This window comes from Streptomyces sp. GL_140 (assembly GCF_057834465.1).
This window is the reverse complement of sequence record NZ_CM174404.1, coordinates 2414108-2433614: the sequence shown is the minus strand read 5'-3', so window position 1 is coordinate 2433614 and position 19507 is coordinate 2414108. Positions and strand designations below refer to the sequence as shown.

Below are 19507 nucleotides of genomic sequence, written 5' to 3'. Positions count from 1 at the left end.
GAGGTCCTCCGGGTGACGTCTCCCCGCATTCTTGACGGCGTTACGGCCCGGTGTCACTCACGAGGTGGGATCGATCTCCCGCAGGAGGCCGGTGTGCACGTCGAAGACGAAGCCTCGCACATCGTCCTTGTGGGGCAGGAAGGGGTTCGTCCGGACCCGCTGCATCGACTGGCGGACGTCCTGGTCCACGTCGCGGAAGGCCTCGACGGCCCAGGCGGGGCGCTGGCCGACCTCGTCCTCCAGCTCGTGGCGGAAGTCCTCGGTCAGGCTTTCGAGACCACATCCGGTGTGGTGGATGAGTATCACCGTGCGGGTGCCCAGGGCCCGCTGGCTGATGGTGAGGGAGCGGATGGTGTCGTCGGTGACCACGCCGCCGGCGTTGCGGATCGTGTGACAGTCGCCGAGCTCCAGGCCGAGGGCGGCGTGCAGGTCGAGGCGGGCGTCCATGCAGGCCACGACGGCCACGTGCAGGACCGGGCGGGCGTCCATGCCGGGGTCGGCGAACTTTGCGGCGTAGGCGCGGTTCGCCTCCACCAGCCGGTCGGTGACGGTGGGGGCGGCGGTTTCCTCGGGGGAATCCGCGGCCGGCACGGCGGGGACTGGAGTGGAAGTCGTCATGGATACGACGTTAGTGGTCACAGCCTGTCCCGGCATTGAGTGAGGGTGGACAAAGAAGGTCACTACTTCCTGTTGTGAGCTAACCCACAGGAGTGAGCACCGGGAGGTCATCCGGGTGATTCGGGGCATTTACCGGTTCGGTCCGAGAGCGCCGAACGGCGCGCGGGGCGGTTCGTTGACCGCGGCGACCGTTGCACTAAAGTGACGCGAACCGGCCGGAGCCCGGCCCTGACCGGCCGCCCGGCCCTTTGGTAAGACTCCGCGTGCGCGGCGCGGCGTATGCCTGCCGCGCCGTTATCTGAGAGGGCGCTTTGACTAGCGAGTCCCGACATGTCCCGGTGATGCTCCAGCGGTGCCTGGACCTGTTGGCCCCGGCACTGGAGAGGCCCGGGGCCGTCGTCGTCGACTGCACCCTCGGCCTCGGCGGCCACAGCGAGGCCCTGCTCACCCGGTTCCCCGAGGCCCACCTCATCGGCCTCGACCGCGACAAGGAGGCCCTGCGCCTCTCCGGGGAGCGCCTCGCGCCCTTCGGGGACCGGGCCACCCTCGTCCACGCCATCTACGCCGACCTGGCCGACGTACTGGACGACCTGCGCATCCCGACCGTCCAGGGCATCCTCTTCGACCTCGGCGTCTCCTCCATGCAGCTGGACGAGGCCGACCGCGGCTTCGCCTACGCGCAGGACGCCCCGCTCGACATGCGGATGGACCAGACGACCGGCATCAGCGCGGCCGAGGTCCTCAACACCTACGCGCCCGGCGAGCTGGTCCGCATCCTGCGCCAGTACGGCGAGGAGAAGCAGGCCAAGCGGATCGTCTCCGCGGTCGTGCGCGAGCGCGTCAAGGAGCCCTTCACCAACAGCGCACGGCTCGTGGAGCTCATCCGCGACTCCCTGCCGCAGGCGGCGAAGCGGACCGGCGGCAACCCGGCCAAGCGCACCTTCCAGGCACTGCGCATCGAGGTCAACGGCGAGCTGTCCGGGCTGGAGCGGGCCATCCCCGCCGCCGTGGACCGGATCGCGGTCGGCGGCCGGATCGCCGTGCTCTCGTACCACTCGCTGGAGGACCGCCTCGTCAAGCAGGTCTTCGCGGCCGGGGCCACGTCCACGGCCCCGCCCGGACTGCCGGTCGTACCGGAGAAGTACCAGCCGAAGCTGAAACTCCTCACGCGCGGCGCGGAGCTGCCGACGGAGGAGGAGATCGCGGAGAACCGGCGGGCGGCGCCGGCCCGCTTCCGCGGGGTGGAACGGATCCGGGAGGCGCGGCTGTGAGTCCACGCGCGGGACGCGTCGGCCGCGTCCTGGCCGGGAGCCCGGCAGGGCAGGCGGCGCGCACGCCGTTCGTCCTGCTGGTCGTCGCGCTGCTCGGCGGCGGGCTGATCAGCCTGCTGCTGCTGAACTCGGCGCTCAACCAGGGCTCCTTCCAGCTGAGCAAGCTGAAGAAGGAGACCACCACGCTGACGGACGAGGAACAGGCGCTGCAGCGGGACGTGGACGGGTACTCGGCGCCGGACGCCTTGCAGCGGCGGGCGCAGGAGCTGGGGCTGGTGCCGGGTGGCAGCCCGGTGTTCATCGGCGCCGACGGCAAGGTCGTAGGGACCGCGTCCCCGGCGGCGGAGCAGCCCCCGCCGTCCGCTCCGCCGGTTCAGTCGGGGGCCTCGGGCTTCGTGCCCGTGGTCGCCTCCGCCGTGCCCAGCCCCGCGGGCTCCCCGGCGCTCGCGCCGTCCCCGGCCCCTTCGGGCCAGGCCGCCCCGTCGGCTTCTGCCGGAGCCCCCCAGCCCTCCCAGACCCCTGGACGGTGACGTCGTGACGCGTACCCCTGCGGGGGCGGTCCCCAACCCGCCCTTCCACCGTTCCCCGGGCGCTGCCCGGACCCGTTCCGCGTGCGGCGCCGTCGCCGGGGGCCAGCCCCCGGACCCCCGCGCCTCAAACGCCGGCGGGGCTGGATTTCCCGGCCCGGGGGCTTCCGCGTGAGCCCGCAGGAGCCGCCGCGGCGGCGGGTGCCGGGACCCGGTAGGCCCAGGCCCGGCGGGGCCGGGTCGGAGCGGGCGCGGGCCACGGCCCGGCCGGCCTCCAGGCCCGCCACCCGGCGCCCCGCCCCCGCGAGGAAACCGCACACCATCCGGCTCGGCGCCCCCAAGCCCCGGCTGCGCCTCGTCAGCGTCGGACTGACGCTGGTGATGCTCGCCTTCGTCGTACGGCTCCTCCAGGTCCAGGCGGTCGACGCGTCCGCGTACTCCGCCAAGGCCTCCCAGAACCGGTTCGCCAGCTACACCCTGGCCGCCGAGCGCGGGGAGATCACCGACCGCAAGGGCGTCGCGCTCGCCACCAGCGTGGACGCGTACGACATCACCGCCGACCCGCAAATGTTCACCCCGCAGGAGAGCAAGGCCCCGGACGCCCCCGAGCAGGCGGCCGCCCTCCTCGCCCCGATCATCGGCAAGGACGCCAAGGAGCTCACCGAGCGCCTGAGGACGAAGAACACCCGCTACGTCGTCCTCGCCCGCCGCCAGACCCCCCAGGTCTGGAACCAGATCAAGGGCCTCAAGAAGGTCTTCGCGGACAAGGCCGCCGCGGACAAGCGCAACAACGGCCCCGGCGCCAACGTCATCGCGGGCGTGTTCAACGAGAACAGCAGCAAGCGCGTGTACCCGAACGGCGACCTCGCCGCCGGGATACTGGGTTACGTCAACGCCGAGGGCAAGGGCGCCGGCGGCCTGGAGTCCTCCCTGGACAAGAAGCTGGCCGGCAAGGACGGCGAGCTCACCTACGCCCAGTCCGGCGGCCGCCGGGTCCCGACGGCCGGTTCCAGCGAGAAGCCCGCCGTGCCCGGTCAGGACATCGAGCTGACCATCGACCGCGACATCCAGTGGGCCGCGCAGAGCGCGATCACCGAGCAGGTCGCCAAGTCGGAGGCCGACCGCGGGTACGTCATCGTCCAGGACACCCGCACCGGCGAGGTCCTCGCCATGGCCAACGCCCCCGGCTTCGACCCCAACGACCTGTCCAAGGCCAGCTCGGCCGCCATGGGCAACGCCGCTCTCCAGGACGTGTACGAGCCCGGCTCCACCGCCAAGGTGATGTCGATGGCCGCCGTACTGGAGGAGAAGAAGGCGACCGCCGACACCCACGTCGAGGTCCCCAACCGACTGCACCGCGGCGACCGGCTGTTCAAGGACGACATCGACCACCCGACCTGGTACCTGACCCTCAACGGGGTCCTCGCCAAGTCGTCCAACATCGGCACCATCCTGGCCACCGGCCAGCTCGCCCCGACGCAGCCCGACGCCAACAAGGTCCTGTACTCGTACCTGAACAAGTTCGGCATCGGACAGCCCACCGGCCTGAACTACCCGGGCGAGTCCAGGGGCATCCTCGCCAAGCCCGAGGCCTGGTCCACCTCCCAGCAGTACACGATCCCCTTCGGCCAGGGCCTGTCCCTCAACGCCATGCAGGCGGCCTCGGTCTACTCGACCATCGCCAACGGCGGCGTCCGCATCCAGCCGACCCTGGTCCGCGGCACCAAGGGCCCCGACGGCCGCTTCACCCCGGCCCCGGCGCCCCCGCGGATTCAGGTGGTCAGCCCGGAGACCGCCAGGACCCTTGCGCAGATGCTGGAGTCGGTGGTCGACGATCAGGAGGGCACCGGCACCAAGGCCCGCATCCCCGGCTACCGGGTCGGCGGCAAGACCGGCACCTCCAACCGGGTGGATCCGGCCACCGGCCACTACAAGGGCTACACCGCTTCCTTCGCCGGTTTCGCGCCGGCCGACAATCCCCGCATCACCGTCTACTGCGCCATCCAGAACCCCACCAAGGGCAGCTACTTCGGCGGCCAGATCTGCGGACCCATCTACAAGAAGGTCATGGAGTTCGCCCTCAAGACCCTCCAGGTCGCCCCCACCGGAACCGCTCCGGCCGGGCTCCCGGTCACCTACGAACCCGGCGCGCAGCCCGGCCCCCAGCCGAGCCCGCAGCCGGGCCAGTGACCACCGTCCGGACCGCTCGCCCCAGAAATGCGTGAGGCACCCTCAGTGACAACGATCACCCCCAAACCCGGGAACCGCGCGGACACCGGCGCCGAGGCCGGGCCCTCGCTTCGCGAGCGGCCCGCCGGGCCCGGTACGCTCACCGCCGTGCCCCACGCTGATCAGCCCAGAACCACCCAGAACGACGCACCGGCAGCGCCGCCGGGAGCGCCACGCCCCCTGTCCGCCCGCCCGACCCCCTTCGGCGAGCTGGCAGCCCTGCTGGGAGTCGAAGCCCATGGCGTCCACGATCCCCTGACGCGGATCACCGGCATCACGCACGACTCCCGTGCCGTGCGCCCCGGAGACGTCTACGCGGCCCTGCCGGGAGCCAAGCTCCACGGCGCGGACTTCGCCGCCCAGGCGGCCGCACTCGGTGCCGTGGCCGTGCTGACCGATCCGGCCGGCGCGGAGCGCGCCGCGGCCACCGGGCTGCCGGTCCTGGCCGTCGCCGACCCGCGCGGCCGGATGGGCGAACTGGCCGCCGCGATCTACGGACGGCCGGGCGAGGGCCTGCTCCAGATCGGCATCACCGGCACTTCCGGCAAGACCACCACGGCGTACCTCGTGGAGGGCGGCCTGCGCGGAGCCGGACGCCGGACGGGCCTCATCGGCACCGTCGAGATGCGCGTCGGGGACGAGCGCATCAAGTCCGAGCGCACGACTCCCGAGGCCACCGACCTGCAGGCGCTGTTCGCGGTCATGCGCGAACGCGGGGTCGAGGCCGTGGCCATGGAGGTCTCCAGCCACGCGCTGGTGCTCGGCCGGGTCGACGGCTGCGTCTTCGACGTGGCGGTCTTCAACAACCTGAGCCCGGAGCACATGGAGTTCCACACCGGCATGGAGGACTACTTCCAGGCCAAGGCGCAGCTCTTCACCGAACGCCGGGCCCGCCTCGGCGTGGTCAACATCGACGACGAGTACGGCCGGCGCCTCGCCAAGGAGTCGCCGATCCCGGTGGTCACCTTCTCGGCCGCCGGCGACCCGGCGGCCGACTGGCACGCCGAGGACGTGGTCTCGGGCCACATGGACTCCACCCTGACCCTGGTGGGCCCGGACGGGCAGCGCGTACGCGCCACCGCCCCGCTGCCCGGACCGTTCAACGTGGCCAACACCGTCGCCGCCGTGGTCACCCTCGCGGCCGCCGGCCTCGACCCGCAGACCGCCGCCGACGGCGTCGCCGCGGTCCCGGGGGTTCCCGGCCGCCTGGAGCGGGTGGACGCGGGCCAGCCGTACCTGGCCGTCGTGGACTACGCGCACAAGACGGACGCCGTCGAATCGGTCCTGCGGGCCCTGCGCGAGGTCACCACCGGCAAGCTCCACCTCGTACTCGGCTGCGGCGGCGACCGCGACACCACCAAGCGGGCCCCGATGGGCGCCGCGGCCGCCCGCTTCGCCGACACCACCGTGCTCACCTCCGACAACCCGCGCTCCGAGGACCCCCTCGCGATCCTCGCCGCGATGTTCGAAGGCGCCGTGTCCGTCCCCGCCGCCGAGCGCGGCACCGTCCTCGTCGACGCCGACCGGGCGGCGGCCATCGCCGCGGCCGTGGCGCGCGCCGAGGCCGGCGACACCGTGCTGGTGGCCGGCAAGGGCCACGAGCAGGGGCAGGACATCGCAGGCGTCGTACGTCCCTTCGACGACCGCGCGGTCCTGCGCGCGGCCATCGAGAACCAAGCGCAGCAGCGTGCCCGACAGGCCGAGGTGAACCAGTAGTGATCGCCCTTTCCCTCGCCGAGATCGCCGACATCACCGGCGGGCGGCCCCACGACATACCGGATCCGTCCGTCCGCATCACCGGGCCGGTGGTCATCGACTCCCGGCAGGTGGAGCCCGGCAGCCTGTTCGCCGCGTTCGCCGGCGAGCAGGTCGACGGCCACGACTACGCCGAGCGGGCCGTGGCCGCCGGTGCCGCGGCCGTTCTCGCGGCCCGGCCCGTCGGCGTACCCGCCGTGGTCGTCCCCGACGTGGAGAAGGCGCTCGGCGCCCTCGCCCGGGCGGTCGTCGAGCGGCTGGGCACCGATGTGGTGGCCCTGACGGGCTCCGCCGGCAAGACGTCCACCAAGGACCTCATCGCGCAGGTGCTCCAGAGCCACGCGCCCACAGTGTGGACACCCGGCTCCCTCAACAACGAGATCGGCCTGCCGCTCACCGCCCTGAAGGCCACCGAGGAAACCCGCCACCTGGTGCTGGAGATGGGCGCCCGGGGCATCGGCCACATCAACTACCTCACCGGTCTGACGCCCCCTCGCATCGGCCTCGTGCTGAACGTGGGGACCGCCCACATCGGGGAGTTCGGCGGCCGCGAGCAGATCGCCCAGGCCAAGGGAGAGCTGGTCGAGGCCCTGCCGGCGGCGGCCGACGGCGGTATCGCCGTGCTGAACGCCGACGACCCGCTGGTCCGCCCGATGTCCGCCCGCACGAAGGCCCGTACGGTCCTGTTCGGAGAGGCCGAGGACGCCGACGTACGGGCCACCGGGGTGCGGATGACACCGGGGGGACAGCCCTCCTTCACACTCCACACACCCACCGGGTGCGGCGAAGTGACCTTGCGGCTGTACGGTGAGCACCACGTGTCGAACGCGCTCGCCGCGGCCGCCGTCGCCCACGTACTGGGCATGTCCACCGAGGAGATCGCCACGGCGCTCTCCGGAGCGGGCACCCTGTCCCGGTGGCGGATGGAGGTCACCGAGCGGGCGGACGGTGTGACGATCGTCAACGACGCCTACAACGCGAACCCCGAGTCCATGCGGGCCGCTCTGCGCGCGCTTGCCGCGATGGGCGGCGCCGCCAGGGCCGTCGGGGGACGTACGTGGGCGGTGCTCGGTCCCATGGCCGAGCTCGGTGACGCATCGCTCGCCGAGCACGACGCCGTGGGACGGCTCGCCGTCCGGCTCAACGTGAGCAAGCTCGTCGCAGTCGGGGGCAGGGAAGCGTCCTGGCTGCAACTGGGCGCATATAACGAGGGTTCGTGGGGTGAGGAGTCGGTGCACGTGTCCGACGCGCAGGCGGCGGTCGACCTGTTGCGCAGTGAACTGCGCCCGGGTGACGTCGTGCTGGTGAAGGCTTCCAGGTCCATTGGTCTGGAGCGGGTCGCGCTGGCGTTGCTGGAGCGCGAGGGCGAGGTCGCCGGCCGATGAGGCAGATCCTGTTCTCCGGAGTCATCGGACTCTTCCTCACGCTCATCGGCACTCCGTTGCTGATCAAGGGTCTGGCCCGCAAGGGCTACGGCCAGTTCATCCGTGACGACGGTCCGCGCGGCCACGCCGGGAAGAAGGGCACGCCCACCATGGGCGGTATCTCCTTCATCCTGGCCACGCTGATCGCGTACGCGCTCACCAAGGTGATCACCGGGAGCACGCCGACCTTCTCGGGCGTGCTCGTCCTCATGCTGATGGCGGGCATGGGGCTGGTCGGTTTCCTCGACGACTACATCAAGATCGTCAAGCAGCGTTCGCTGGGTCTGCGGGCCAAGGCCAAGATGGCCGGCCAGCTGATCGTGGGCATCGCCTTCGCGGTGCTCGCGCTCCAGTTCAAGGACTCGCGCGGACTCGCCCCGGCCTCCACCAAGCTGTCGTTCGTCACGGACTTCGGCTGGTCGATCGGCCCGGTGCTGTTCGTGGTCTGGGCGCTGTTCATGATCCTGGCCATGTCCAACGGCGTGAACCTGACGGACGGTCTGGACGGCCTGGCCACCGGCGCCGCCGTGATGGTCTTCGGCGCCTACACCTTCATCGGCGTCTGGCAGTACCAGGAGTCCTGCGCCAACGCGCAGACCCTGACCAACCCGGCCGCCTGTTTCGAGGTACGGGACCCACTGGACCTCGCGGTCGTGGCCTCCGCCCTGATGGGCGCCTGCTTCGGCTTCCTGTGGTGGAACACCTCGCCCGCCAAGATCTTCATGGGTGACACCGGTTCGCTGGCACTCGGCGGCGCGCTCGCCGGTATCGCGATCTGCTCCCGCACGGAGTTCCTGATGGCGCTCCTGGGCGGCCTCTTCGTCCTGATCACCATGTCGGTCGTCATCCAGGTCGGCTCCTTCAAGCTGACCGGGAAGCGCGTCTTCCGGATGGCGCCGCTCCAGCACCACTTCGAACTGAAGGGGTGGTCCGAAGTCCTTGTCGTGGTCCGCTTCTGGATCATCCAGGGCATGTGCGTGATCGTGGGTCTGGGACTCTTCTACGCAGGATGGGCAGCGGACAAGTGAGCAGCACCGACCTGGCCGGCGTGCTCGGCCCCGACGCGCTGGGCCGGCTCGGTCTGCCCGACAGGATCACCGTGGCCGGCCTCGGGATCAGCGGCATCAGCGCCGCCCGTGCGCTGGCCGGGCTCGGAGCGCGGGTGACCGTCGTCGACAACGGCGACGGCGACGCGCACCGGACGAAGGCCGCCGAACTCGGGGAACTGGGCATCGAGGTCCGCCTCGGGCACCTGCCCGACGGAACCCGGGCCGGGGAGGTCCTGCCCGAGGGCACCGGGCTGGTCGTCACCTCGCCCGGCTGGCAGCCGCAGAGCCCGCTCTTCCTGGCCGCGGCCGAGGCGGGCGTCGACGTCGTCGGCGACGTGGAGATCGCCTGGCGCCTGCGCGACGCGGGTGCCGCGCTCCGCGCGGCCCGAGCGGCCGCGGACGCCGGGACGGACGGGGCCGAGCCCGCCGATCCCGCCCGGACGCCCGTACGCGGCGCAGCCGAGTGGCTCGCGATCACCGGCACCAACGGCAAGACCACCACCACCCAGATGCTCGCCTCGATCCTGAAGGCCCAGGGTCTGCGGACCGCGGCCGTCGGGAACATCGGCACCCCGATCATCGACGTGGTGCTCGGCGAGGAGACGTACGACGTCCTCGCCGTCGAGCTCTCCAGCTACCAGCTGCACTGGGCGCCCTCCGTGCGCGCCCACTCCGCTGCCGTCCTCAACCTGGCCCCGGACCACCTCGACTGGCACGGCTCGATGGAGGCGTACGCCGCCGACAAGGGCCGGATCTACGAGGGCAACAGGGTGGCCTGCGTCTACAACGCGGCCGACAAGGCCACCGAGGACCTGGTCGTCGAAGCCGACGTCGAGGAGGGCTGCCGCGCGATCGGCTTCACCCTCGGCGCTCCCGGCCCCTCCATGCTGGGCGTGGTCGACGGGATCCTCGTCGACCGGGCCTTCGTGGAGAACCGGCAGAAGAACGCCCAGGAGCTCGCAGAGGTCGCGGACGTCAACCCGCCGGCCCCGCACAACATCGCCAACGCGCTCGCCGCGGCGGCGCTGGCCCGCGCCTTCGGGGTCGCGCCGCGCGCCGTCCGGGACGGGCTGCGCAACTTCCGGCCCGACGCGCACCGGGTCAGCCACGTGGACGAGGTGGACGGGGTCACGTACGTCGACGACTCCAAGGCCACCAACACCCATGCCGCCGAGGCCTCCTTGGCGGCCTTCGAGCCGGTCGTGTGGATCGCCGGGGGTCTCGCCAAGGGCGCGACCTTCGACGAGCTCGTGGCGAAGTCGGCGAAGCGGCTGCGCGGGGTCGTGCTGATCGGCGCCGACCGGGCCCTGATCGCCGAGGCACTGGCGCGACACGCCCCGCAGGTCCCGGTCGTGGACCTCGGGCGGACCGACACTGGGGCGATGCTCGCGGCGGTCCGGGAGGCGGCGAGGCTCGCGGAATCCGGAGACACGGTTCTGCTGGCACCCGCGTGTGCCTCGATGGACATGTTCGCGAACTACAACAAGCGCGGGGACGCGTTCGCAGACGCGGTGCGCGAACTGGCCGCCGAGAAGGCCTAGGTCCGGAACTCCCGACCCGCCGGCTGCTCGCCTCGCCTCGGAACGAGTGGAGGGGAAGATCACAGATGCCGGCCAAGCAAGTGCTGCCGGGGCGGCGGCCGTCCGCCGCCAGGGCCGCCAGATCCGACAGGGCCGAGCGGAGCGGCAAGGCACCCGGGGCCGGCCGGACGCTGGGTCGCAAGCGCCCTTCCGCGAGCGGGAGGCGGCCCGCCGCGGGTGGGCCGCTGGCCGGGCTCCGGCGTACGCAACAGCAGTTGCGCCGGGCCTGGGACCGTCCGCTCACCGCGTATTACCTGATTTTCGGCAGCTCTCTGCTCATCACCGTGCTCGGCCTGGTGATGGTCTACTCGGCTTCGATGATCAAGGCCCTCCAGCTCGGCCTCGGCGACGCGTACTTCTTCAAGAAACAGTTCCTCGCGGCCGTGATCGGCACCGTACTGCTGCTGGTCGCCTCCCGGATGCCCGTCAAACTCCACCGGGCGCTGTCCTATCCGGTGCTGGCCGGCACGCTCTTCCTGATGGCGCTGGTCCAGGTCCCCGGGATAGGCGTATCGATCAACGGCAACCAGAATTGGATCTCCCTTGGCGGTCCGTTCATGCTCCAGCCCAGTGAGTTCGGCAAGCTGGCACTCATCCTCTGGAGCGCCGACCTGCTGGCGCGCAAGGGGGACAGGGACCTGCTGAGCCAGTGGAAGCACCTGCTGGTCCCACTGGTGCCGGTCACCTTCCTGCTGCTCGGGCTCATCATGCTGGGCGGGGACATGGGCACCGCGATGATCCTCGGAGCCATCCTGTTCGGCCTGTTGTGGCTGGCCGGGGCGCCGACCCGGATGTTCGCGGGCGTACTGGCCCTCGCGGGCGTGCTCGTCGCGCTGCTCATCAAGACCAGCCCGCACCGCATGGACCGGCTCGCGTGCATCGGCGCGACCGACCCGGGCAAAAACGACCTTTGCTGGCAGGCCGTCCACGGGATCTATGCCCTGGCCTCCGGCGGTTGGTTCGGTTCCGGGCTGGGTGCGAGTGTGGAAAAATGGGGGCAACTGCCAGAGGCTCACACCGACTTCATCTTCGCCATCACCGGCGAGGAACTGGGGCTGGCGGGGACGCTGTCGGTGCTCGCCCTGTTCGCGGCCCTAGGCTATGCGGGTATCCGCGTGGCCGGACGCACGGAGGACCCCTTCGTACGGTATGCCGCGGGAGGCGTGACCACCTGGATCACGGCCCAGGCCGTGATCAACATCGGTGCGGTGCTCGGTCTGCTGCCGATCGCCGGGGTCCCGCTCCCGCTGTTCTCGTACGGTGGGTCGGCCCTGCTTCCGACCATGTTCGCGGTCGGTCTGCTCATCGCGTTCGCGCGTGAGGAGCCGGCGGCACGCGCGGCGCTCGCGATGCGCAAGCCGAGGAACGGCGGGGCGCGGACCGGGCAGAGATGGAAGTCGATGAGACGGCGCGTCAAGAAGCGTCCGTCCGGAGAGCGGTGAATTTCGGTGCATGTCGTACTAGCCGGTGGGGGGACCGCCGGCCACATCGAGCCGGCGCTGGCCCTCGCGGACGCCCTGCGCAGGCGGGACCCCTCCGTGGGCATCACCGCCCTCGGCACGGAACGCGGACTCGAAACCCGTCTGGTGCCCGAGCGCGGCTACGAGCTGGGACTGATCCCGGCCGTCCCGTTGCCCCGTAGGCCCACGCCCGAGCTGATCACCGTCCCCGGACGGCTGCGCGGCACCATCAAGGCCGCGGAGGAGATCCTCCTGCGCACCAAGGCCGACTGCGTCGTCGGATTCGGCGGCTACGTGGCTCTGCCCGGCTATCTCGCGGCCAAGCGCCTCGGGGTGCCGATCATCGTCCACGAGGCCAACGCCCGGCCCGGACTGGCCAACAAGATCGGCTCCCGGTACGCGTACGCCGTCGCGGTCTCCACGCCCGACAGCAAGCTGCGCGGCTCCCGCTACGTGGGCATCCCGCTGCGCCGCTCGATCTCCACCCTGGACCGGGCCATGGTCCGCCCGGAGGCGCGCGCCGCCTTCGGCCTGGACCCCAACCTGCCGACGCTGCTGGTTTCCGGCGGCTCGCAGGGCGCCCGTCGCCTCAACGAGGTGATCGAGCAGGTCGCGCCGACCCTCCAGCGCTCCGGGGTCCAGATCCTGCACGCGGTCGGTCCGAAGAACGAACTGCCGCGTGTCGACAACATGCCCGGGATGCCGCCGTATGTGCCGGTACCGTACGTGGACCGGATGGATCTCGCGTACGCCGCCGCCGACATGATGCTGTGCCGGGCGGGTGCGATGACCGTCGCCGAACTCTCCGCCGTCGGGCTGCCCGCCGCCTACGTCCCGTTGCCGATCGGCAACGGCGAACAGCGGCTCAACGCCCAGCCGGTGGTCAAGGCCGGCGGCGGCCTGCTCGTGGACGACGCGGAACTGACGCCCCAGTGGGTGCTCAGCCAGGTCCTCCCGGTCCTCGCCGACCCGCACCGCCTGTACGAGATGTCCCGCGCGGCCGCCGAGTTCGGGCGCCGGGACGCCGACGAGCTGCTGGTCGGCATGGTGTACGAGGCGATCGACGCCAACAGGACCCGCTGAGCCGGAAGAGCACCGACGCAGGAGGCACAGGAGTGGCCGGAGCGAGCACCGCGGAACGCGGCAGTCCCGGACCCGCCCGCCAGGGCAAGGGGTCCGGCTCCCTCAAGCGGCCGAAGGCCCCCAAAGCGCCCAAGCCGCCCAGGGGATCCGGTCCGAAGGGGTCCGGCCGCCCCTGGCCGCGCGGCCCGCTCCTGCCGCGGGGCCTGCGCAGGGGCCCCACCCTGGTGGCGGGGCTCGTCCTGGCGGTGCTCCTGGCCGCCGGCTGCACCTGGGTGCTCTACGGCTCCTCCTGGCTCCGGGTCGAGAAGGTCACCGCGGGCGGCACCGAAGTCCTGACTGCGGACCAGGTGTTGGCCGCGGCGGCCGTGCCCGTCGGCGCCCCCATGGTGTCCGTGGACACCGACGGGATCGCGGCCCGGCTCCGCGGCCGGCTGCCGCGCATCGATTCGGTCGAGGTGGTGCGGGCGTGGCCGCACGGGATCGGGCTCAAGGTGACGGAACGCAAGCCGGTTCTGCTCATCAAAAAGGGCACCGAGTTCGTGGAAGTGGACGTTTCGGGTGTGCGATTCGACACGGTCGCGAAAGCACCCGGAGGCGTTCCGGTCCTCGAACTGACCGCGGACCGCGCCGCGAGCGGCCGTCGGTTCGACGAAGAACGGCTGCTGCACGAGGCCGTCGGGATCGCGGGCGGCCTCCCTGAGGCCATTCGCAAGGAGACCGTGCAGGTCAAGGTGGGCTCGTACGACTCGGTGGTACTGGAGTTGACGCGAGGTCGCACCGTGGTCTGGGGGAGCGGCGAACAGGGGGACGCGAAAGGTCGCGCTCTGTCCGCACTCCTGAAGGTGTCGCCCAAGGCCGATCGTTTCGACGTGAGCGTCCCCACCGCCCCGGCGGTGTCCGGTAGTTGACGTCCGGTCGAACAGCGACGCACCCTGGTTGGCCACCGATACGGGTGATCACATAGGGTGAAAAGAAAAACGGGAGGTTCGGCGTGTTCGTTGAACACGCGCTACTTGTCGACTTAGTGTCCTGTTCGGAAGAGTCCAAGGAACAGACACACCCCTCACCCTAAACTTCAGGGTGAGGGTTCGGGTCGGCGTTGTACGGACCGTCCCAATTTCGGCATCAGTCGTCGCACCGCAGGCCCGCGAGGCGAACGACACGTAACTCGAGGCGAGAGGCCTTCGACGTGGCAGCACCGCAGAACTACCTCGCAGTCATCAAGGTCATCGGTGTCGGCGGCGGTGGTGTCAATGCCATCAACCGAATGATCGAGGTCGGCCTCAAGGGCGTCGAGTTCATCGCCATCAACACGGACGCCCAGGCGCTGTTGATGAGCGATGCCGACGTCAAGCTCGACGTCGGTCGTGAACTGACCCGGGGCCTTGGCGCCGGCGCCAACCCGGATGTCGGCCGCAAGGCGGCAGAGGACCACCGCGAGGAGATCGAGGAGGTCCTCAAGGGGGCCGACATGGTCTTCGTCACCGCCGGAGAAGGCGGCGGCACCGGAACGGGCGGCGCACCTGTCGTCGCCAACATCGCGCGCTCGCTGGGAGCCCTGACGATCGGTGTGGTCACCCGGCCGTTCACCTTCGAGGGCCGGCGCCGCGCCAACCAGGCCGAAGACGGCATCGCCCAGCTCCGCGAGCAGGTCGACACCCTCATCGTCATCCCCAACGACCGGCTGCTGTCCATCTCGGACCGGCAGGTCAGCGTCCTCGACGCCTTCAAGTCGGCCGACCAGGTTCTGCTTTCCGGCGTCCAGGGCATCACGGATCTCATCACGACCCCGGGTCTGATCAACCTCGACTTCGCGGACGTCAAGTCCGTGATGTCCGAGGCGGGCTCGGCCCTGATGGGCATCGGCTCGGCCCGCGGCGACGACCGCGCGGTGGCCGCTGCCGAGATGGCGATCTCCTCGCCGCTGCTGGAGGCGTCCATCGACGGCGCCCGCGGCGTGCTGCTCTCCATCTCCGGCGGCTCGGACCTCGGTCTCTTCGAGATCAACGAGGCCGCGCAGCTGGTGAGCGAGGCCGCGCACCCCGAGGCGAACATCATCTTCGGCGCCGTGATCGACGACGCGCTCGGCGACGAGGTGCGGGTCACCGTGATCGCGGCCGGGTTCGACGGCGGACAGCCCCCGGCCCGCCGGGACAACGTCATCGGTGCCGCGTCCACCAAGCGCGAGGAGCCGGCTCCGGTTCCGGTCCGTGCCGCCGAACCGGCTCGTCCGGCCTTCGGTGGACTCGGCTCGGTCACCCCGCGTGAGGAGCCGGTGCGCGAGCCCGTCCAGATCGCAGAGGCGCCCGCGCCCCAGGTCCCGACGGCCCGCCCGTACCAGGACAGCCCGGCCGAAGAACTGGATGTCCCGGACTTCTTGAAGTGACGCTGGAGCAGCACAGCGAGAGCGGCGCCCACTTCGCCTTCACCGACAGGTGGGGCGGAGTGAGCGCCGTTCCGTACGAAGAGCTCAACCTCGGCGGCGCGGTCGGAGACGACCCGGCCGCCGTTCGTGCGAACCGGACGGCGGCGGCGAAGGCGCTCGGCATCGCGCCCGACCTGGTGGTCTGGATGAACCAGGTGCACGGGCGGGACGTGGCGGTGGTCGACGGCCCCTGGGCCGCCGACGCGGCCATCCCCTCCGTGGACGCGGTGGTGACCTCCCGTCGGGGGCTCGCCCTCGCGGTCCTCACCGCCGACTGCACGCCCGTCCTGCTGGCCGACCCGGTCGCCGGCATCGCGGGAGCCGCCCACGCCGGGCGGCCGGGACTGGTCGCGGGAGTGGTGACCGCCGCCGTGGAGGCGATGGTCTCGCTCGGCGCCGACCCCGCGCGCATGGTCGCCCGTACCGGACCCGCGGTGTGCGGCCGCTGCTACGAGGTGCCCGAGGAGATGCGGGCGGCGGTGGCCGCGGTGGTGCCCGCCGCCTACGGCGAGACCAGCTGGGGGACACCGGCCGTCGACGTGGTCGCCGGAGTGCACGCGCAGCTCGCGGAGGCGGGGGTGGTGAACTTGGCGCGCTCCCCGGTCTGCACACTGGAGTCGCGGGACCACTTCTCGTACCGCCGCGACCGGGTGACCGGGCGGCTTGCCGGATATGTCTGGTTGGACTGACGAATGACGGATCGTAAGGCCGAGCTCGCCGAGAACCTCGCCCTGGTCGAGGAGCGGATCGCCTCCGCCTGTGCGGCCGCGGGCCGCAAGCGGGAAGAGGTGACGCTCATCGTGGTCACCAAGACCTACCCTGCGAGCGACGTACGACTGCTGGCGGACCTGGGCATCCGTCACATGGCGGAAAACCGGGACCAGGACGCGGCCCCCAAGGCCGCGGCCTGCGCGGATCTGCCGATCGCATGGCACTTCGTCGGCCAGTTGCAGACGAACAAAGTCCGTTCCGTGGCGGGATACGCGCATGTGGTGCAGTCGGTCGACCGGCCGAAGCTCGTCACGGCGCTCTCGGCGGCCGCGCAGGGCGCGGGGCGGGAACTGGGCTGCACGGTCCAGATCGCCCTCGACGCCGAGTCGGGCGAGCGGGGGGCCCGCGGAGGTGCGGCGCCCGAACAGCTCGCCGAGTTGGCGGACCTCGTGGCGGCGGCGCCCGGACTGCGCATCGACGGTCTCATGACGGTCGCGCCGCTGGCCGGGCAGTACGCGGGACGCGAACAGGCTGCCTTCGAGCGGCTGATGGAATTGTCATCCCGCCTGCGCGCGGACCATCCGGCTGCCACGATGGTGTCGGCCGGGATGAGCGCAGACCTGGAACAGGCCGTTGCGGCCGGTGCGACACATGTACGCGTCGGCACTGCGGTACTCGGCGCGAGACCCCGGCTCGGGTAACGTCGCGAAGAAAGTCGGACCACAGCAGAAAATATGGTCATTACCGCTTATGGGCGGGCAGACCACGTGGATCGCGGGCAGTTGGTGACATTCGTGACACGGCGAGACACCTGCGACAGGGCGATCCACCACAGAGCGGAGGACTCAGAGAATGGCCGGCGCGATGCGCAAGATGGCGGTCTACCTCGGCCTCGTGGAGGACGACCGGTACGACAACCCGGGGTACGACCCCGACGACGAGTTCGAACCCGAGCCGGAACCGGACCGGGAGCGCCGCCGACAGCAACCGGCTTCGCACCAAACGCCCGTATCGGACGAACCGGTACGAGTCGCGCAGCCCCCGGCGCCCCGGGAACCTCTCCCAATGCCGGTTGAAAACGGGCGTCCTGCGCGAATCGCCCCCGTGGCATCCATCACACCCGAACGCTCGATCCTGGAGAAGAACGCCCCCGTGATCATGCCCAAGGTCGTCTCCGAGCGGGAGCCGTACCGCATCACGACGCTGCACCCCCGGACCTACAACGAGGCCCGTACCATCGGGGAACACTTCCGTGAGGGCACCCCGGTGATCATGAACCTCACGGAGATGGACGACACGGACGCGAAGCGTCTTGTCGACTTCGCCGCCGGACTCGTGTTCGGTCTGCACGGCAGCATTGAACGCGTGACACAGAAGGTGTTCCTGCTGTCGCCTGCTAACGTCGATGTCACGGCGGAGGACAAGGCCCGCATCGCGGAGGGCGGGTTCTTCAACCAAAGCTAGACCGATCCGTCAGATACGGGACCGGGAACTGAGCGGAGCAGGGGAGAGGGAAGCGCGGGATGGGCGTCGCACTGCAAGTGGTCTACATCGCTCTGATGTGCTTCCTGATCGTGCTGATCTTCCGACTGGTCATGGACTACGTGTTCCAGTTCGCACGCTCATGGACCCCCGGCAAGGCGATGGTGGTCGTTCTGGAGGCCACCTACACTGTCACCGATCCACCGCTCAAGCTTCTCCGGCGGCTCATCCCGCCGTTGCGTCTCGGGGGCGTGGCACTCGACCTGTCCTTCTTCGTTCTGATGATCATCGTTTACATCCTCATCAGTTTCGTGAGCACCGCTGCGAGAAGCGTGTGAACGATGAGCTTCCCCGCAGGCGCGGGGACAGTCCCGATACGGTCCTGCCGACTGCCGACGACTACGTAGAGGTGAAGAAGACATGCCGCTGACTCCCGAGGACGTGCGGAACAAGCAGTTCACGACCGTCCGCCTGCGAGAAGGCTACGACGAGGACGAGGTTGACGCCTTCCTCGACGAGGTCGAGTCCGAACTGACGCGCCTGCTGCGCGAGAACGAGGACCTGCGCGCCAAGCTGGCAGCCGCCACGCGTGCCGCCGCGCAGAACCAGCAGCAGGGCATGCGCAAGCCGGAACCCCAGGACCAGCGTGGCCCCGGCGCCCCCGTGCCCGCGGCCATATCCGGCCCGCCGCAGCAGCAGCCCCAGATGGGTCCGCCGCAGCTGCCGGGCGGACAGCCGCAGCTGCCGGCCGGCCCCGGTGGGCACGGACCGCAGGGTCCCGGCCCGATGGGCGGCCCCATGCAGCAGCACACCATGGGTGGGCAGCAGCAGATGGGCCAGCAGCAGATGGGCCAGCAGGGCATGGGCCAGCAGGGCCCCGGCCCGATGGGCAACCCCATGCAGCAGCAGTCCATGGGCGGCCAGAACCCGCTCGGCCAGCAGATGGGTCAGCAGATGCAGCCGATGGGGCAGCAGATGCAGCCCATGGGCCAGCAGATGCACCAGCAGCAGCCGCAGCAGCTTCCGCAGCAGGGCCCCGGTGGCGACAGTGCCGCCCGCGTCCTGTCGCTCGCCCAGCAGACCGCGGACCAGGCGATCGCGGAGGCCCGCTCCGAGGCCAACAAGATCGTCGGCGAGGCCCGTTCGCGCGCCGAGGGCCTGGAGCGGGACGCCCGGGCCAAGGCCGACGCCCTGGAGCGGGACGCGCAGGAGAAGCACCGCGTCGCGATGGGCTCCCTGGAGTCCGCCCGCGCCACGCTGGAGCGCAAGGTCGAGGACCTGCGAGGCTTCGAGCGTGAGTACCGCACCCGCCTGAAGTCCTACCTGGAATCGCAGCTGCGCCAGCTGGAGACCCAGGCCGACGACTCGCTGGCCCCGCCGCGGAACCCCGCCGGTCCCGCGCTGCCGCCGTCGCCGACCCCGTCGATGGCCCCGGCCGGTGCGATGCACTCCATGGGCGGTCCGTCGATGGGCGGCCCGTCGCCGATGGGTGGTCCGTCCCCGATGGCCCCCTCCTACGGTGGCGGCCAGCAGCAGATGTCCCCGGCGATGACGCAGCCGATGGCTCCCGTGCGGCCGGCTGCTCCGCAGCCGATGCAGCAGGCGCCGTCTCCCATGCGGGGCTTCCTGATCGACGAGGACGACAACTAAGCGGTAGCCGTCGGCAGACGGTCGGGCCGGGCCCGGTTCCCCTTCGGGGGCACCGGGCCCGGCCCGTTTCCGTACCCGGGCCGGGCCCGCGGGCGTGCCGCTGCGCGGGGCCGAGGTCCCCTACCCGCCCTTCGCCCGTTTCCCGGGGCTCCGCCCCGGACCCCGCGCCTCAATCTCCCCCAGCTACCGCTGGGAGGTGCCCCCGGGCGAGGCTGGATTTGCCCGACGGGGAGAGAAACAGCT

General features: G+C 71.1%; 17 protein-coding genes. 16 read left to right on the top strand and 1 reads right to left on the bottom strand.

The genetic code is table 11. The features are described from left to right. Positions 1-57 precede the first annotated feature (57 nt). Positions 58-681, bottom strand: a complete 624-nt coding sequence (locus AC3IYJ_RS11405) for a beta-class carbonic anhydrase (protein ID WP_489401194.1) — start codon at positions 679-681, stop codon at positions 58-60. A 248-nt stretch (positions 682-929) separates the two neighbouring features. Between AC3IYJ_RS11405 and rsmH the strand changes: the two genes are divergently transcribed. The 16 genes from rsmH (at position 930) to AC3IYJ_RS11325 (ending at position 19264) form a co-directional block, all read left to right on the top strand. Continuing rightward, a complete protein-coding gene (gene rsmH / locus AC3IYJ_RS11400; RefSeq protein WP_489401193.1) occupies positions 930-1889 on the top strand; it encodes a 16S rRNA (cytosine(1402)-N(4))-methyltransferase RsmH in 960 nt (319 codons plus the stop codon). Beyond that, positions 1886-2419 (top strand): cell division protein FtsL, encoded by a 534-nt coding sequence (gene ftsL / locus AC3IYJ_RS11395; protein WP_489401192.1) that lies wholly within the window; start codon positions 1886-1888, stop codon positions 2417-2419. The genes rsmH and ftsL overlap by 4 nt, the downstream gene beginning before the upstream one ends. 168 nt (positions 2420-2587) lie before the next feature. Beyond that, positions 2588-4606 carry a peptidoglycan D,D-transpeptidase FtsI family protein gene (locus AC3IYJ_RS11390; protein WP_489401191.1) on the top strand — a complete coding sequence of 673 codons (2019 nt, stop codon included), beginning with the start codon at positions 2588-2590 and terminating at the stop codon, positions 4604-4606. 45 nt (positions 4607-4651) lie between these two features. Next, entirely contained in the window at positions 4652-6361 is a 1710-nt protein-coding gene (locus tag AC3IYJ_RS11385) for a UDP-N-acetylmuramoyl-L-alanyl-D-glutamate--2,6-diaminopimelate ligase (RefSeq protein ID WP_489401190.1), read from the top strand. Further along, positions 6361-7785, top strand: a complete 1425-nt coding sequence (locus AC3IYJ_RS11380; RefSeq protein ID WP_489401189.1) for a UDP-N-acetylmuramoyl-tripeptide--D-alanyl-D-alanine ligase — start codon at positions 6361-6363, stop codon at positions 7783-7785. Before AC3IYJ_RS11385 ends, AC3IYJ_RS11380 begins: the two co-directional genes overlap by 1 nt. After that, on the top strand, positions 7782-8852 hold the full coding sequence (mraY, locus tag AC3IYJ_RS11375) for a phospho-N-acetylmuramoyl-pentapeptide-transferase (RefSeq protein WP_489401188.1): 1071 nt from the start codon (positions 7782-7784) through the stop codon (positions 8850-8852). Before AC3IYJ_RS11380 ends, mraY begins: the two co-directional genes overlap by 4 nt. Further along, on the top strand, positions 8834-10414 hold the full coding sequence (gene murD, locus AC3IYJ_RS11370; RefSeq protein WP_489401187.1) for a UDP-N-acetylmuramoyl-L-alanine--D-glutamate ligase: 1581 nt from the start codon (positions 8834-8836) through the stop codon (positions 10412-10414). The genes mraY and murD overlap by 19 nt, the downstream gene beginning before the upstream one ends. Positions 10415-10479: 65 nt before the next feature. Beyond that, complete coding sequence (gene ftsW, locus AC3IYJ_RS11365; protein WP_489401186.1) at positions 10480-11895, top strand: putative lipid II flippase FtsW; 1416 nt, start codon at positions 10480-10482, stop codon at positions 11893-11895. Between the two features lie 6 nt (positions 11896-11901). Next, the gene (murG, locus tag AC3IYJ_RS11360; RefSeq protein WP_489401185.1) at positions 11902-12996 is read left to right on the top strand and encodes an undecaprenyldiphospho-muramoylpentapeptide beta-N-acetylglucosaminyltransferase; all 1095 of its coding nucleotides are present in this window, start codon (positions 11902-11904) and stop codon (positions 12994-12996) included. 32 nt (positions 12997-13028) lie between these two features. Next, a complete protein-coding gene (locus AC3IYJ_RS11355; protein WP_489401184.1) occupies positions 13029-13904 on the top strand; it encodes a cell division protein FtsQ/DivIB in 876 nt (291 codons plus the stop codon). 281 nt (positions 13905-14185) lie between these two features. Continuing rightward, positions 14186-15382, top strand: a complete 1197-nt coding sequence (ftsZ, locus tag AC3IYJ_RS11350; protein WP_489401183.1) for a cell division protein FtsZ — start codon at positions 14186-14188, stop codon at positions 15380-15382. Then, positions 15379-16110, top strand: coding sequence for a peptidoglycan editing factor PgeF (gene pgeF, locus AC3IYJ_RS11345; protein ID WP_489401182.1), 732 nt, complete (start codon positions 15379-15381; stop codon positions 16108-16110). The genes ftsZ and pgeF overlap by 4 nt, the downstream gene beginning before the upstream one ends. A 3-nt stretch (positions 16111-16113) precedes the next feature. Continuing rightward, positions 16114-16833 (top strand): YggS family pyridoxal phosphate-dependent enzyme, encoded by a 720-nt coding sequence (locus AC3IYJ_RS11340; RefSeq protein ID WP_489401181.1) that lies wholly within the window; start codon positions 16114-16116, stop codon positions 16831-16833. A gap of 151 nt (positions 16834-16984) precedes the next feature. Continuing rightward, entirely contained in the window at positions 16985-17596 is a 612-nt protein-coding gene (locus tag AC3IYJ_RS11335) for a cell division protein SepF (RefSeq protein WP_371615472.1), read from the top strand. Between the two features lie 59 nt (positions 17597-17655). Next, positions 17656-17952, top strand: coding sequence for a YggT family protein (locus AC3IYJ_RS11330; protein ID WP_112450285.1), 297 nt, complete (start codon positions 17656-17658; stop codon positions 17950-17952). Positions 17953-18034: 82 nt separating this feature from the next. Further along, positions 18035-19264 (top strand): DivIVA domain-containing protein, encoded by a 1230-nt coding sequence (locus tag AC3IYJ_RS11325; protein WP_489401180.1) that lies wholly within the window; start codon positions 18035-18037, stop codon positions 19262-19264. The last annotated feature ends 243 nt before the right edge of the window (positions 19265-19507 follow it).

What these genes read in the sequence shown, in the direction of transcription:
- AC3IYJ_RS11330 (WP_112450285.1), top strand. Translation starts at nt 17,656, where the DNA reads ATGGGCGTCGCACTGCAAGTGGTCTACATCGCTCTGATGTGCTTCCTG.
- mraY (WP_489401188.1), top strand. Translation starts at nt 7,782, where the DNA reads ATGAGGCAGATCCTGTTCTCCGGAGTCATCGGACTCTTCCTCACGCTC.
- AC3IYJ_RS11325 (WP_489401180.1), top strand. Translation starts at nt 18,035, where the DNA reads ATGCCGCTGACTCCCGAGGACGTGCGGAACAAGCAGTTCACGACCGTC.
- murD (WP_489401187.1), top strand. Translation starts at nt 8,834, where the DNA reads ATGGGCAGCGGACAAGTGAGCAGCACCGACCTGGCCGGCGTGCTCGGC.
- AC3IYJ_RS11340 (WP_489401181.1), top strand. Translation starts at nt 16,114, where the DNA reads ATGACGGATCGTAAGGCCGAGCTCGCCGAGAACCTCGCCCTGGTCGAG.
- AC3IYJ_RS11335 (WP_371615472.1), top strand. Translation starts at nt 16,985, where the DNA reads ATGGCCGGCGCGATGCGCAAGATGGCGGTCTACCTCGGCCTCGTGGAG.
- ftsW (WP_489401186.1), top strand. Translation starts at nt 10,480, where the DNA reads ATGCCGGCCAAGCAAGTGCTGCCGGGGCGGCGGCCGTCCGCCGCCAGG.